Annotated in this window: 12 protein-coding genes; 10 read left to right on the plus strand and 2 right to left on the minus strand. The window is 65.9% G+C overall.

Features of this window, described 5'->3' with window-relative positions:
- Positions 1-5: 5 nt before the first annotated feature.
- From leuC to C882_RS24600, 5 genes are all read left to right on the plus strand, one after another.
- Positions 6-1,436 carry a 3-isopropylmalate dehydratase large subunit gene (gene leuC, locus C882_RS09990; protein ID WP_043644757.1) on the plus strand — a complete coding sequence of 477 codons (1,431 nt, stop codon included), beginning with the start codon at positions 6-8 and terminating at the stop codon, positions 1,434-1,436.
- 129 nt (positions 1,437-1,565) lie between these two features.
- Entirely contained in the window at positions 1,566-1,841 is a 276-nt protein-coding gene (locus C882_RS09995) for a hypothetical protein (RefSeq protein ID WP_009540472.1), read from the plus strand.
- A gap of 9 nt (positions 1,842-1,850) precedes the next feature.
- Complete coding sequence (leuD, locus tag C882_RS10000) at positions 1,851-2,483, plus strand: 3-isopropylmalate dehydratase small subunit (RefSeq protein WP_009540473.1); 633 nt, start codon at positions 1,851-1,853, stop codon at positions 2,481-2,483.
- Between the two features lie 156 nt (positions 2,484-2,639).
- Positions 2,640-3,755 (plus strand): 3-isopropylmalate dehydrogenase, encoded by a 1,116-nt coding sequence (gene leuB, locus C882_RS10005; RefSeq protein ID WP_009540474.1) that lies wholly within the window; start codon positions 2,640-2,642, stop codon positions 3,753-3,755.
- A gap of 167 nt (positions 3,756-3,922) precedes the next feature.
- On the plus strand, positions 3,923-4,411 hold the full coding sequence (locus C882_RS24600; RefSeq protein WP_160166782.1) for an ion channel: 489 nt from the start codon (positions 3,923-3,925) through the stop codon (positions 4,409-4,411).
- Positions 4,412-4,417: 6 nt separating this feature from the next.
- On the opposite strand, the gene C882_RS25010 is transcribed toward C882_RS24600, so the two are convergent.
- Complete coding sequence (locus C882_RS25010) at positions 4,418-4,558, minus strand: hypothetical protein (RefSeq protein ID WP_009540476.1); 141 nt, start codon at positions 4,556-4,558, stop codon at positions 4,418-4,420.
- Between the two features lie 153 nt (positions 4,559-4,711).
- Complete coding sequence (gene acnA, locus C882_RS10015; protein WP_009540477.1) at positions 4,712-7,396, minus strand: aconitate hydratase AcnA; 2,685 nt, start codon at positions 7,394-7,396, stop codon at positions 4,712-4,714.
- A 508-nt stretch (positions 7,397-7,904) separates the two neighbouring features.
- On the opposite strand from acnA, the gene C882_RS10020 reads away from it, so the two are divergent.
- The 5 genes from C882_RS10020 to C882_RS10040 all read left to right on the plus strand — a co-directional run bounded on the left by C882_RS10020 (position 7,905) and on the right by C882_RS10040 (position 14,403).
- Positions 7,905-9,884: an AMP-binding protein gene (locus tag C882_RS10020; RefSeq protein ID WP_009540479.1), complete on the plus strand. Its 1,980-nt coding sequence runs from the start codon at positions 7,905-7,907 to the stop codon at positions 9,882-9,884.
- A gap of 106 nt (positions 9,885-9,990) precedes the next feature.
- Entirely contained in the window at positions 9,991-10,806 is an 816-nt protein-coding gene (locus C882_RS10025) for an ABC transporter ATP-binding protein (protein ID WP_009540480.1), read from the plus strand.
- 72 nt (positions 10,807-10,878) lie between these two features.
- Entirely contained in the window at positions 10,879-11,814 is a 936-nt protein-coding gene (locus C882_RS10030) for a branched-chain amino acid ABC transporter permease (RefSeq protein ID WP_009540481.1), read from the plus strand.
- Positions 11,815-11,834: 20 nt separating this feature from the next.
- Positions 11,835-12,917 (plus strand): branched-chain amino acid ABC transporter permease, encoded by a 1,083-nt coding sequence (locus tag C882_RS10035; protein WP_009540482.1) that lies wholly within the window; start codon positions 11,835-11,837, stop codon positions 12,915-12,917.
- A gap of 148 nt (positions 12,918-13,065) precedes the next feature.
- Positions 13,066-14,403: an ABC transporter substrate-binding protein gene (locus tag C882_RS10040; protein ID WP_009540483.1), complete on the plus strand. Its 1,338-nt coding sequence runs from the start codon at positions 13,066-13,068 to the stop codon at positions 14,401-14,403.
- Positions 14,404-14,480 lie beyond the last annotated feature (77 nt).

Raw genomic sequence — 14,480 nt, forward strand, 5'->3', positions numbered from 1 at the left:
GGAAGATGGCCGAGCCTCGCACTCTTTTCGACAAGATCTGGCAGTCGCACCTGGTGGACGTTCAGGACGACGGCACCTGCCTGATCTACATCGACCGCCACATGGTGCACGAGGTCACCAGCCCGCAGGCCTTCGAGGGACTGCGCAACGCCGGCCGCCAGGTCCGCCGCCCGGCCAACACCCTGGCCGTCGCCGACCACAACGTGCCGACCACCGACCGCTCCGCCGGCATCACCGACCCGGAAAGCCGCATCCAGGTGGAAACCCTGGAAAAGAACGCCGCCGAGTTCGGCGTGCCCTACTACGCCATGGACGACATCCGCCAGGGCATCGTGCATATCGTCGGGCCGGAGCAGGGCTTCACCCTGCCGGGCATGACCATCGTGTGCGGTGATTCCCACACCGCCACGCACGGCGCCTTCGGCGCGCTGGCGTTCGGCATCGGCACGTCCGAGGTGGAGCACGTTCTGGCGACCCAGACGCTGCTGCAGTCGCCGGCCAAGAACATGCGCGTCACCGTCAAGGGCCAGCCCGGCCCGGGCGTGACCGCCAAGGACATCGTGCTGGCCATCATCGGCGAGCTGGGCACCGCCGGCGGCACGGGCTACGTCATCGAATACGCCGGCGAGGCCATCACCAGCCTGTCCATGGAAGGCCGTATGACGGTCTGCAACATGACCATCGAGGCGGGCGCCCGCGCCGGCCTGATCGCGCCGGACGAGACGACGTTCAACTACGTCAAGGGCCGTCCGCTGGCGCCCAAGGGCGCGGCCTGGGAAGCGGCCGTCAACTACTGGAAGACGCTCAAGTCCGACGAGGGCGCGCACTTCGACAAGGAGATCGTGCTCGACGCCGCCACCATCGAGCCGCGCGTGACCTGGGGCACCAGCCCCGAGGACGTGCTGCCGATCTCCGCCAAGGTGCCGGCGCCGTCCGACTTCAAGGACGAGAGCAAGCAGAAGGCCGTTGCCCGCGCGCTGGAATACATGGGCCTGACCGCCGGCACGCCGCTGGAGGAGGTTCCGGTCGACGTGGTCTTCATCGGCAGCTGCACCAACGGCCGTATCGAGGACCTGCGCGCCGCCGCCGCGGTCGCCAAGGGCCGCAAGGTGGCGGAGGGCGTCCAGGCCATGGTCGTGCCGGGCTCGGGCCTGGTAAAGGAAATGGCCGAGGAAGAGGGCCTGGACCAGATCTTCCTCGAGGCCGGCTTCGAATGGCGCGAGCCCGGCTGCTCCATGTGCCTGGCCATGAACGCCGACAAGCTGACCCCGGGCCAGCGCAGCGCCTCCACGTCCAACCGCAATTTCGAGGGCCGTCAGGGCCGCGGCGGCCGCACTCACCTGGTCAGCCCCGGCATGGCGGCGGCGGCGGCCATCACCGGGCGCCTGACTGATGTGCGCAAGCTGCCGGCGGTGGAGCCGGCCCCGGCGGGCTGACCGGGAGCGCCGGTCGCAACGACTGACGCAGACGCAGACGCAGACGCAGACGCGGGCCGACGCTGGGGACGGGGGCGACAAGACCGCCGCCCCGCCGGCCTGAACCGCGAGAGAGAAGAGGATCAAGGCATGGCCAAGGGTGCGATGGAGTCCCTGTACGTGGACCCGACGACGCGCTTCGTCAATTCGCTGATCACCTCGGAGATCGAGGTGTCAAACAGCCTGCTGGACCGCATCTGGCCGCGCTTCTCGGCCGACCTGCTGATCCAGGACGAGTGCGAGATGATGGCCGACGCCGGCGATTTCGACGGCGACGAGTTCGAAATCGAGTTCGAGGCGGACGAGGACGAGGACGGGTTCCTCGCCAACCTGCTGCAGTGGTCGCCCCGTCGCAAAAAGGGATGAGCAAGGACGATGGAAAAGTTCACCAAACTCACCGGCGTGGCGGCGCCGCTGCCCATGATCAACGTCGACACCGACATGATCATCCCCAAGCAGTTTCTCAAGACCATCAAGCGCACCGGCCTGGGCAAGAACCTGTTCGACGAGATGCGCTATGACGACAACGGCAACGAGGTGCCGGATTTCGTCCTGAACAAGCCGGCCTACCGCAACGCGCAGATCCTGGTGACGGGCGAGAACTTCGGCTGCGGCTCCTCGCGCGAGCACGCGCCCTGGGCGCTGCTGGACTTCGGCATCCGGGCGATCATCGCGCCCAGCTTCGCCGACATCTTCTACAACAACTGCTTCAAGAACGGCATCCTGCCCATCCGCCTGCCGCAGGAGCAGGTCGATGCGCTGATGGAAGACGCCGAGCGCGGCGCCAACGCCACCGTGACCGTCGACCTGGAAAACCAGGTCATCACCGGCCCGGACGGCGGCTCCATTTCCTTCGAGATCGACCCGTTCCGCAAGCACTGCCTGATGGAGGGCCTGGACGACATCGGCCTGACGCTCCAGAAGGACGACAAGATCGCCAGCTTCGAGCAGAAGCTGGGCCGCGAGCAGCCGTGGGCGACCCCCGCCGGCAACGCGCCGGCCGCGTGAGCGGGGCGGGGACGTATCCTCCCCTTCGACCGCGACGCATTCGACGAAGGGGCCCCGCCGTGGGCCCCTTTTTCTTGGTGGTGAACCAGACGATCCGCCGCCCGACCGGATGATCCGGCCTCTGGCGCGGCTCCTACACATAAGGATGAGTAGACGATGGCTGATGTGAAGAAGGTTCTCGTCCTGCCCGGCGACGGCATCGGGCCCGAGGTCATGACCCAGGTGCGCCGCATCATGGGCTGGCTGGAAGACGCCGGGAAGGTCAAGTTCGAGGTAACCGAGGGCCTGCTGGGCGGCGCCGCCATCGACGCCACCGGCGGCCCCATGCCGGACGAGACCCTGACGGCCGCCAAGGCCTCGGACGCCGTGCTGCTGGGCGCCGTCGGCGGGCCCAAGTGGGACGACCTGCCCTTCGACATCAAGCCGGAGCGCGGCCTGCTGGGCATCCGCAAGGAGCTGGGCCTGTTCGCCAACCTGCGCCCCGCCGTGGTCTTCGACGCCCTGGCCGAGGCCTCCACGTTGAAGCTGGACGTGGTCAAGGGCCTGGACATCATGATCGTCCGCGAGCTGACGGGCGGCATCTACTTCGGCCAGCCGCGCGGCATCGAGACCCTGCCGGACGGCACCCGCAAGGGCCTGAACAGCCTCGTCTACACCACGCCCGAGATCACCCGCATCGGCAAGGTCGCCATGGACCTGGCCATGAAGCGCGGCAAGAAGGTGTGCTCCGTCGACAAGGCCAACGTGCTGGAGTGCACGGTCCTGTGGCGCGAGGAAATGATCAAGCTGCAGCAGGAGCAGTACCCGGAAATCGAGTTGTCGCACATGTACGTCGACAACGCCTCCATGCAGCTGGTGCGCAACCCCAAGCAGTTCGACGTGATGGTCACGACCAACATGTTCGGCGACATCCTGTCCGACACCGCTGCCATGCTGACCGGCTCGCTCGGCATGCTGCCCTCGGCCTCGCTGGGGGATGCCGACGCCAATGGCAAGCGCTATGCGCTCTATGAGCCGGTGCACGGCTCCGCGCCGGACATCGCCGGCCAGAACCTGGCGAACCCGCTGGCGACGATCCTGTCGTTCACCATGATGCTGCGCTACAGCTTCGACATGATGGCCGAGGCCGACCTGATCGAGCAGGCCATCCAGACCGTCCTGAATGCCGGCATCCGCACCGGCGACATCATGCAGGAGGGTGCCACCAAGGTCGGCACCGTCGAGATGGGCGACGCCGTGCTGAAGGAAATGGACGCGCTGGCGAAGGGCTGACGGAGCTTGTCGGGGCTGCCGCCCCGACACCCCGCTCGGGGAGCACAGCTCCCCGAACCCCTCAGTTTTCTGTGAATGGCCCGGCGCCAATGTGGTGCCGGGCCATTCTCTTGTGCCGGTCCTTTAGCAGTGGCATTCTCGCGCTCAACCGGGGCGGGAGATTGTGGATGGCAAAGGAAGAGGGAGGCGTGCGGCGGCGCTGGCATTGGGTGGTCGTGCCGCTGGTGATGAATATCGCCGTCGCGGTATACCCGTGGATACTGTTCGCCGGGTCCGGCCCGTTGGCGCCGGAGGGGATATCTGCCATCAGCGCGGTTGCCATCGCGCTCTCTGGGACGCTCTTTTCGCTGATGGCGCTGGTCGGGCTGACGGTGCACGACTTCAGCCGCCACAGCCTTGGGCTCTCGTTGTTGAGCCAGACGGTTCTGCTGATCGCCGTCTACTTCGGCACCTACTATGTCTACGACCCTGCCCACTTCGACGGGGCGTGGAGCCGTGCGCTCTATTTCACGATCGTGACGTGGACGACGCTTGGCTACGGGGATATCGCGCCACCTCCCGGCCTTGAGCTTCTGGCGGCGATGGAAGCTCTGCTCGGTTACGTCTTCCTGGGCCTGATCGTGGCGTGGTCTTCCGCCTTGATCGCACGCTCCTGAAGGTGATCAGTATGCGGTGATCGTTGCCAGCACGAGCATGGCGATCCCGAAGGGAATCGAACCCATCAAAATCCACCGCGCGATGCGCACCTCGCGCGTCGGGCCTGATTTGATCCAGTCGATCTCGCGTTGGATGAAGCGGGGCATGGCTCGGGTGTCCCGGTGAAGCGGTCCCCTTAAGATAGCACACCTCGGCACCGCCTCAAGCCCGCCGCCCGCGCCCCGTCCACGGAAAAGCCCCCGGCCCTTTGCAGGACCGGGGGCTTTCCCGTTTCAGCCTGTGCGGCTGGCGTTCGTCGCTTACGCGACCTCGGCCAGGTTGCGCAGGACGTACTGCAGGATGCCGCCGTGGCGGTAGTACTCGACCTCGTCCAGGGTGTCGATGCGGCACATCACCTGGATGGTCTCGGACGAGCCATCGGCGCGGTGGATGGTCACGTCGACGTCCTGGCGCGGCTTGATGCCGTCGGCGATGCCGGCGATGTCGAAGGTCTCGGTGCCGTCCAGCTTCAGCGTCTTGCGGTCCACGCCGTCCTTGAACTGCAGGGGCAGAACGCCCATGCCGACCAGGTTGGAGCGGTGGATACGCTCGAAGCTTTCCACGATGACGGCCTTCACACCCAGCAGGTTGGTGCCCTTGGCCGCCCAGTCACGCGAGGAGCCCGTGCCGTATTCCTTGCCGGCCACGACCACCAGCGGCGTGTCCTGCTCGGCGTACTTCATGGCGGCATCGTAGATCGGCATGACGTCGCCCGAGGGCTGGTACTTGGTCACGCCGCCCTCGGTACCGGGCGCCATCTCGTTGCGGATGCGGATGTTGGCGAAGGTGCCGCGCATCATGACTTCGTGGTTGCCGCGGCGGGCGCCGTAGCTGTTGAAGTCCTTCTTGTCGACGCCGTTGTCGATCAGGTACTTGCCCGCCGGGCTGTCGGCCTTGATGGAGCCGGCCGGCGAGATGTGGTCGGTGGTCACCGAGTCGCCCAGGATCGCCAGCGGACGCGCGCCCTTGAAGTCGCTGAAGCCCTTCGGCGTCTTGTCCATGGTCTGGAAGTACGGCGGGTTCTTGACGTAGGTCGACTTGTCGTCCCAGTCGTAGGTCTCGCCGCCGGTGACCGCGATGTTCTGCCACATCTGCGGTCCCGCGAAGACGTTGCCGTAGCGGTTCTTGAACATCTCCGAGTTGACGTTCTGCTCGATCAGCTCGGCGATCTCGTGGTTGGTCGGCCAGATGTCCTTCAGGAAGACGTCGTTGCCGTCCTTATCCTGGCCGATGGCGTCGTTGTACAGGTCGACCTTCACCGAACCGGCCAGCGCGTAGGCGACGACCAGCGGCGGCGAGGCCAGGTAGTTGGCCTTCACGTGCGGGCTGATGCGGCCCTCGAAGTTGCGGTTGCCGGACAGGACGGCGGAGACCGTCATGTTCTCGGCGTCGACCGCGTTGCCGATGTGCTCGTCCAGCGGGCCGGAGTTGCCGATGCAGGTGGTGCAACCGAAGCCGGCGATGTTGAAGCCAAGCTGGTCCAGGTAGGTCTGCAGGCCGGCCTTCTCCAGGTAGTCCTGGACGACCTGGGACCCTGGCGCCAGCGAGGTCTTGACCCACGGCTTGCGGGTCAGGCCCTTCTCGGCGGCCTTCTTGGCGACCAGGCCGGCGGCCATCAGCACGGACGGGTTGGAGGTGTTGGTGCACGACGTGATGGCGGCGATGACCACGTCACCGTCGGTCAGCGTGAAGTCCTCGCCCTCGACCTTGACCTTGCGGTCGGCCGGCACGTTGTCGGCCTCGGCGGTCTTCTTGAAGCTGGCGGGCACGTCGCCCAGCGTGATGCGGTCCTGCGGACGCTTCGGACCGGCCAGCGAGGGCACGACCTCGCCCATGTCCAGCTCCAGCGTGTCGGAGAACACGGGGTCCGGCGTACCGGCCTCGCGCCACATGCCCTGGGCCTTGGCATAGGCTTCGGTCAGCGCGATCTGGTCGTCGGTGCGGCCGGTGGTCTTCATGTAGCGGAGCGTCTCGGCGTCCACCGGGAAGATGCCGCAGGTCGCGCCGTATTCCGGGCCCATGTTGCCGATGGTGGCACGGTCGGCCAGGGGCAGGTTGTCCAGGCCCTCGCCGTAGAACTCGACGAACTTGCCCACGACGCCCTTGGCGCGCAGCATCTGCACGACGGTCAGCACCAGGTCGGTGGCCGTCACGCCTTCCTTCATCTTGCCGGTCAGCTTGAAGCCGATGACCTCGGGGATGAGCATGGAGATGGGCTGGCCCAGCATGGCGGCCTCGGCCTCGATGCCGCCCACGCCCCAGCCCAGCACGCCCAGGCCGTTGACCATGGTGGTGTGGCTGTCGGTGCCGACCAGGGTGTCGGGGTAGACCAGGGTGCGACCATCCTGCTCGCCGGTCCAGGCCACCTGGGCCAGGTGCTCAAGGTTCACCTGGTGGCAGATGCCGGCACCCGGGGGCACGACTCGGAAGTTGTCGAACGCCTTCTGGCCCCAGCGCAGGAACGCATAGCGCTCGCCGTTGCGCTCGAACTCCAGGTCCATGTTCTTCTGCAGCGCGTCGGGCGAGCCGAAGAAGTCGATCATGACGGAGTGGTCGATGACCAGGTCAACCGGCGACAGCGGGTTGATCTTGTCGGCTTTGCCGCCCATGGAAACCATGGCGTCGCGCATGGCGGCCAAGTCCACCACGGCGGGAACGCCGGTGAAGTCCTGCATCAGCACGCGCGCGGGCCGGTAGGCGATCTCGCGGGTGGACGACTTGGACTTCAGCCACTCGGCGCAGGCCTTGACGTCGTCGGTGGTGACGCTGCGACCGTCCTCGTAGCGCAGCAGGTTCTCCAGCAGCACCTTCAGCGAGTAGGGCAGGCGGGAAACGTCGCCCAGGCCCGCGTCCGCGGCGGCGCTCAGGCTGAAGTAGTCGTATTCCTTACCGGCGACGGTCAGGGTACGACGCGTCTTGAGGGTGTCATGGCCACACAGGGGCATGGATCGCTCCTCGGCTCAAGTGGGTGGGTACGCAGAGTCCGCCCCGGGGGTCGGGCGAACGCCTTACACCATACTTCACCGGCTTTGTCCAGTGCATCCGGGTAGGTGTAGGGCGGCGGGGCCATTGTGGACCTACCCGCTCGGGCGGGGCAGGGGGCCGGTCTCCCGTGCCCGCGTGAGTCAGGTCCTTGCGCGTGCGGCCGATTTCAAGGCATGGTCTTGCCCGACGCACCGGCAAAAACGCACGAAAATTGTCTCCTGGAGTCGCTTGACCCCCACCGCTGAATCGGGTTACTAGATACAAAAAGCTAGCCGTGTGTATGCAATGAAGGCCCATCAGGCATAGCCGACCGAAAAACGGTCGCGGCCGGGGTCCCCCGAGGCAAGGCCGGAAAAACAACGGCACCTCGACGGCTCAGGGAGGTTGTTCGATGTCCGAGGTTCAGCCCGCGCTGCGGGCCCAGTATACCCGAATTCCGTCCGTTGTCCTGTGCGGGAGGGCCGTCCGATGAGCGGCATCACCTCTACCCGCGACATGGACACGTTCCCCAAGCTCCTGCTGCACCATGTGCAGGCGCGGCCGCAGAAGACCGCCATGCGCGAGAAGGATCTCGGCATCTGGCAGTCCTGGACCTGGGCCGAGATGAAGGAGGAGATCTTCGCGCTGGCCGGCGGCCTGGCCGCCATGGGGCTGAAGCGCGGGGACACGCTGGCGATCGTCGGCGACAACCGTCCGCAGATGTACTGGACGATGGTGGCCGCCCAGTGCCTGGGCGCGACCCCGGTGCCCATGTACCAGGACTCGGTCGCCGAGGAGATGCAGTACGTCCTCGACCACGCCGAGGCGCGCATCGCGGTCGTCGAGGACCAGGAGCAGGTCGACAAGCTCCAGGAAATCATGGACCGCTGCCCCAATCTCGAGACCATCGTCTACGAGGATGAAAAGGGCATGCGCCACTACCAGGCGCCGCACCTGCACGCCTTCGCGTCCGTCCAGGACAAGGGCCGGGAATTCAACACGCAGAACCCGGGCTTCCTGGACAAGGAAATCGCGGTCGGCAAGGGCGCCGACATCGGCATCATGCTCTATACGTCGGGCACCACCGGCAAGCCCAAGGGCGTGATGCTGTCCAACGACAACGTGCTGATCACGGCCCGCAACGCGTCTGCCCTGGAAGGGCTGGACGACAGCGAGGAAACGGTGGCCTACCTGCCCATGGCGTGGGTCGGCGACCACATCTTCTCGCTGGCTCAGGCCTACGTGTGCGGCTACACCGTCAACTGCCCGGAAAGCGGCGAGACGGTGATGACCGACATGCGCGAGATCGGCCCGACCTACTACTTCGCGCCGCCGCGCATCTACGAAAACCTGCTGACCAGCGTCATGATCCGCATGGAGGACGCCGCGCCCTTCAAGCGCAAGATGTTCCACCACTTCATGGATGTGGCGCAGCGGGTCGGCACCAAGATCCTGGACGGCAAGCCGGTCTCGGCCGGTGACAAGTTCCAGTACTGGCTGGGCAACATCCTGGTCTACGGCCCGCTGAAGAACGTTCTCGGCCTGTCGCGCCTGAAGCTGGCCTACACGGCCGGCGAGGCCATCGGGCCGGAAATCTTCGACTTCTACCGGTCGCTGGGCATCAACACCAAGCAGCTTTACGGCCAGACCGAAGGCAGCGTGTTCGTCTGCATCCAGCCCAACGGCGCCATCAAGTCCGACACCGTCGGCCTGCCCGCGCCCGAGGTGGAGCTGAAGATCGACGACAACGGCGAGGTGCACTACCGCGGTCCGGGCGTTTTCGTCGGCTATTACAAGAACGACGAAGGCACGCGCGGCACCAAGGACGAGAACGACTGGGTGGCCACCGGCGACGCCGGCTACTTCGACGACGAGGGCCAGCTCAAGATCATCGACCGCGCCAAGGATGTGGGCAAGATGAACAACGGCGGCATGTTCCCGCCCAAGTACATCGAGAACAAGCTCAAGTTCTTCCCCTACATCAAGGAAGCCGTCGCCTTCGGCCACGAGCGCGATTACGTCACGGCCTTCATCAACATCGACCTGGAAGCCGTGGGCAACTGGGCCGAGCGCAAGGGCCTGCCGTACTCGGGCTTCCAGGACCTGGCCGCGCGCCCCGAGGTCTATGACCTGATCGAGGAGTGCGTGCAGAAGGTCAACGAAAGCCTGAAGACCGACCCGATGATGTCGCACTGCCAGATCCGCCGGTTCCTGAACCTGCACAAGGAACTGGACGCCGACGACGGCGAACTGACCCGCACCCGCAAGGTGCGCCGCCGGTTCATCGCCGAGCGCTACGGCAACGAGATCGAGGCGCTCTACAGCGGGGTCAAGGAGGTCCGCGCGGAAACCGAGGTCACCTTCGAGGACGGCCGCAAGGGCACGCTGAAGGCGGACCTGCAGATCCGCGACGTTTCGGGCTTTGAAGCCATGCAGCCGGCCGACACGGGTCTGCGCAAGACGGCCTGAGGCCACGCGCCGGCGCGCGACGACACCGCGCTCCACGACTTTTGAATTCGGGACAAGGCCGCCGCAAGAGCGGCCATCCCGCGAGGACATTCCAGGGAGGAACTGCATGTCCGCCACGGATCAGGACACCGGCCGGCGTATCGGCGACACGGTGCTGAAGGTTGACAACATCTCGTTGTCCTTCGGCGGCGTCCGCGCGCTGACCGACATCAGCTTCACGGTCCGCGAGCACGAGATCCTGTCGATCATCGGCCCCAACGGCGCCGGCAAGAGCTCCATGCTCAACGTGATCAACGGGTTCTACCACCCGCAGGAAGGCACGATCACCTACAAGGGCCAGGCCCGGTCGCGCATGAAGCCGCACGCCGCCGCCCGCCAGGGCATCGCGCGGACCTTCCAGAACATCGCCCTGTTCAAGGGCATGAGCGCGCTGGACAACATCATGACCGGCCGCAACACCCTGATGAAGTCGAACTTCATCAGCCAGGCCCTGTACTGGGGGCTGGGCCAGAAGGAGGAGCTGGACCACCGCGCCTTCGTCGAGCGCATCGTCGATTTCCTGGAGATCGAGAGCATCCGCAAGACGCCGGTCGGCCGCCTGCCCTACGGCCTGCAGAAGCGGGTCGAGCTGGGCCGGGCCCTGGCCGCCCAGCCGGAACTCCTGCTGCTCGACGAGCCCATGGCGGGCATGAACGTCGAGGAGAAGGAGGACATGTGCCGCTTCATCCTGGACGTGAACGACGAATTCGGCACCACCATTGTGCTCATCGAGCATGACATGGGCGTGGTCATGGACATTTCCGACCGCGTGGTGGTGCTGGACTACGGCCGCAAGCTGGCGGAGGACACGCCGGACGCCGTGCGCGCCAACCAGGAGGTCATCGACGCGTACCTGGGGGTCTCCCATGACGACGCCGCGTGATTCCCTGTTCCCGCGCCCTGCGCGCCCCGTTTCCGCCCCCATCCGTGACATGCTGACCGAGAGGGCCGACCGATGAGCTTCCTCAACGCCTTCTTCGTCGATCCCTTCGTGCAGATCGCCGATTATCCGCTGTTCTTCATCGAGGTCGTGATCGGCGGCCTGCTCTCGGGTGTCATGTACTCGCTGGTGGCGCTCGGCTTCGTGCTGATCTTCAAGGCCTCGGGCGTGTTCAACTTCGCCCAGGGCGCCATGGTGCTGTTCGCCGCCCTGTCCTTCGCCGGGTTCATCGAGATGGGCGTGCATCCCATCTTCGCCTTCATCCTGGCGGGCATCGTCATGGCGGGCGTTGCCATCGCCATCGAACGGGTGGTGCTGCGATCGCTGGTCAACCAGCCGGCCATCATTCTGTTCATGGCGACCATCGGCATCACCTACTTCCTGGACGGCTTCGGGCAGACCCTCTGGGGCTCGGACGTCAAGGTGCTGGACCTGGGCATTCCGCAGACGCCCATCGATGTCGGCGGCATCTTCATCAACCAGTTCGACCTGTTCGCCGCCGCCGTGGCCGGTGGCCTGGTGCTGGTGCTGGCGATCTTCTTCCAGAAGACCCGCATCGGCCGTGCGCTCCGCGCCGTGGCCGACGATCACCAGGCCGCGCTGTCGGTGGGCATTCCGCTGAAGACCATCTGGGCCATCGTGTGGACCGTCGCCGGCCTGGTCGGCCTGGTCGCCGGCGCCATGTGGGGCGCGAAGCTGGGCGTGCAGTTCAGCCTTGCCCTGGTCGCCCTGAAGGCCCTGCCGGTGCTGATCCTCGGCGGTTTCACTTCCATCCCGGGCGCCATTGTCGGCGGCCTGATCATCGGCGTCGGCGAAAAGGTGGCCGAAGTGTTCTGGGGCGGCGCGTTCGGCGGCGCCATCGAGGACTGGTTCGCCTACATGCTGGCGCTCGTCTTCCTGCTGTTCCGGCCCCAGGGCCTGTTCGGCGAAAAGATCATCGAACGCGTGTGAGCCCGGGGAGATAGAGAAAGATGCTTTACCGCGAGGCAGGACAGTTCAAGACCAGTTACGCCAAGGACTGGGCCATCTTCCCCATCGCGCAGGACCGCATCGTGGTCCTCGGGTTCCTGGCAATCGCCTTCATCGCCATTCCGGTGTTGTCGAGCGAGTATTTCCTGGCGACCATCCTCATGCCGTTCCTGGTCATGAGCATGGCGGCCATCGGCCTCAACCTTCTGACGGGCTACGCCGGCCAGCTCTCGCTGGGTACGGGCGGCTTCATGGCCACCGGCGCGTTTGCCGCCTACAAGCTGTCGACCATGTTCCCCGGCATGCCGATCGAGGCCGTGTTCCTTTTGTCGGGCGTGGTGGCGGCCTTCGTCGGCATCCTGTTCGGCATCCCGTCCCTGCGAATCAAGGGCTTCTACCTTGCCGTGGCGACGCTGGCCGCGCAGTTCTTCCTGCTGTGGCTGTTCAACAAGGTGGGCTGGTTCACCAACTACTCGACCTCGGGCGTCATCTCGGCCCCGCCGCGCACCATCCTGTTCACCGACATCTACGTGACGGGCCCCGAGGCCTCGGTGACGGCCAAGTACCTGTTCGCCCTGACCCTGGTGGCGATCCTGGCGCTGGCGGCCAAGAACCTGGTGCGCAGCTCCATCGGCCGGCGCTGGATGGCCATCCGCGACATGGACATCGCGGCCGAGATCATCGGCATCAAGCCGCTGCAGACCAAGCTGTCGGCCTTTGCCATCAGCTCCTTCTACTGCGGCGTCGCCGGCGCCATGTGGGCGTTCCTCTACACCGGGTCGGTGGAACCGCTGGCGTTCGACATCAACCGCTCCTTCCAGGTGCTGTTCATGATCATCATCGGCGGCCTGGGGTCCATCCTGGGGTCGTTCCTGGGGGCCGGGTTCATCATCGCCCTTCCGATCCTGCTGACCAACGCGCCGCACCTGCTGGGCCTGAACATTCCGGTCGACGTGATCTCGCACGTTGAGTACATGATCTTCGGCGCGCTGATCATCTTCTTCCTGATCGTGGAGCCGCACGGGCTGGCCCGTCTGTGGCAGATCCTGAAGGAAAAGCTGCGCCTGTGGCCCTTCCCGCACTGACGGGCACGCCGCACCCATTCCTTCGCGGGGATCAAGCGCCGTCAGAAGCCGCACCCCCGCGAAGAGCCCGGGCTCCGGCCCGTCCGCGAACCGGGCAGCCGCAACACAAAAGAAACACTCGGAAAGGTCCAAGGGAGGACTTCTGGACATGACCTTCAACATGAAGATTTCCGCCGCCGCCATCGCCCTGGCCGTCGGCGTTTCGGGCACCCTTCTCGCCGAGCAGGCCAAGGCGCAGGACGCCGGCCAGTACGTGCCGGGCACCGTCTACCGCTCCGGCCCCTATGCTCCGGGCGGCATTCCCTGGGCGAACGGCTACGCCGACTACTTCAAGCTGCTGAACGAGCGCGACGGCGGCATCGGCGGCGTGCCCATCATCTACGAAGAGTGCGACACGGCCTACAGCAACGACAAGGGCGTGGAGTGCTATGAAAAGATGAAGAACCAGGGCCCGACGGGCGCCTCGGTCTTCCAGCCGCTGTCGACGGGCATCACCTACGCCCTCATCGACCGCGTCAAGGCTGACGAGATCCCGATGATCACCTCGGGCCTGGGCCGCGCCGACGCCTCCGACGGCACGGTGTTCCCCTGGGTCTTCACCCTGCCCGTGACCTACTGGGCCGGTGCCGACGCCATCGTGCAGTACATCGACCAGCAGGAAGAAGGCAGCCTGGACGGCAAGACCATCGCCCTGGTCTACCACGACAGCGCCTACGGCAAGGAGCCGATCAACACCCTGGAGTACCTGGCGGAAAAGCACGGCTTCAAGCTGGAGCTGTTCCCGGTGGCCCACCCGGGTCTTGAGCAGAAGGCCACCTGGCTGAAGATCGGCCGCCAGATCCGCCCGGACTGGACCATCATGTGGGGCTGGGGCGTCATGAACTCGACCGCCATCAAGGAAGCCGCCGCCGTGGGCTACCCCATGGACCGCTTCATCGGCAACTGGTGGGCCGGGTCCGAGGTGGACGTCAAGGCCGCCGGCGGTGTCTCCAAGGGTTACCTGTCGGCCCAGTTCCACGGCGCCGGCGAGGACTTCAAGGTCCTGGACGACGTCAAGAAGCACCTGGTCGAGAAGGACCTGAACGCGGGTCCGGACGAGGAAGTCGGTGACATCCTCTACAACCGCGGCCTGATCTCCGCCGTCTTCACCGCCGAGGGCATCGCCAAGGCGCAGGAGAAGTACGGCCAGAAGCCGCTGACCGGCGAGCAGATCCGCTGGGGCATCGAGAACATCAACCTCGATGAAGCCCGCCTGGAAGAGCTGGGCCTGACCGGCCTGCTGGACCCGGTGAAGCTGTCCTGCGCCGACCACGAGGGCGGCGGCTCGGTCATCATCCAGCAGTGGGACGGCGAGAACTGGAAGCCGGTCTCCGACTGGATTTCGCCGGCCCGCGACGAGTACCTGCGCGACATGTACGAAAAGTCCGCCGCGGACTACGCCGCGGAAAAGGGCATCGAGCCGCGCGACTGCTCCAAGGAGTCGTAAGGCCGCATACCCCGGGACGGAGGCCGGCCGCCGCGCCGGCCTCCATTCCCCCGAAGGACCCAGTTCCCTATAGCCAC

The sequence above is a fragment of the Caenispirillum salinarum AK4 genome (assembly GCF_000315795.1).
GTDB lineage: Bacteria > Pseudomonadota > Alphaproteobacteria > Rhodospirillales > Rhodospirillaceae > Caenispirillum > Caenispirillum salinarum.

What these genes read in the sequence shown, in the direction of transcription:
- C882_RS24600 (WP_160166782.1), top strand. Translation starts at nt 3,923, where the DNA reads ATGGCAAAGGAAGAGGGAGGCGTGCGGCGGCGCTGGCATTGGGTGGTC.
- C882_RS10020 (WP_009540479.1), top strand. Translation starts at nt 7,905, where the DNA reads ATGAGCGGCATCACCTCTACCCGCGACATGGACACGTTCCCCAAGCTC.
- leuB (WP_009540474.1), top strand. Translation starts at nt 2,640, where the DNA reads ATGGCTGATGTGAAGAAGGTTCTCGTCCTGCCCGGCGACGGCATCGGG.
- C882_RS09995 (WP_009540472.1), top strand. Translation starts at nt 1,566, where the DNA reads ATGGCCAAGGGTGCGATGGAGTCCCTGTACGTGGACCCGACGACGCGC.
- C882_RS10030 (WP_009540481.1), top strand. Translation starts at nt 10,879, where the DNA reads ATGAGCTTCCTCAACGCCTTCTTCGTCGATCCCTTCGTGCAGATCGCC.
- C882_RS10025 (WP_009540480.1), top strand. Translation starts at nt 9,991, where the DNA reads ATGTCCGCCACGGATCAGGACACCGGCCGGCGTATCGGCGACACGGTG.
- leuD (WP_009540473.1), top strand. Translation starts at nt 1,851, where the DNA reads ATGGAAAAGTTCACCAAACTCACCGGCGTGGCGGCGCCGCTGCCCATG.
- leuC (WP_043644757.1), top strand. Translation starts at nt 6, where the DNA reads ATGGCCGAGCCTCGCACTCTTTTCGACAAGATCTGGCAGTCGCACCTG.
- C882_RS10035 (WP_009540482.1), top strand. Translation starts at nt 11,835, where the DNA reads ATGCTTTACCGCGAGGCAGGACAGTTCAAGACCAGTTACGCCAAGGAC.
- C882_RS25010 (WP_009540476.1), bottom strand. Translation starts at nt 4,558, where the DNA reads ATGCCCCGCTTCATCCAACGCGAGATCGACTGGATCAAATCAGGCCCG.
- acnA (WP_009540477.1), bottom strand. Translation starts at nt 7,396, where the DNA reads ATGCCCCTGTGTGGCCATGACACCCTCAAGACGCGTCGTACCCTGACC.
- C882_RS10040 (WP_009540483.1), top strand. Translation starts at nt 13,066, where the DNA reads ATGACCTTCAACATGAAGATTTCCGCCGCCGCCATCGCCCTGGCCGTC.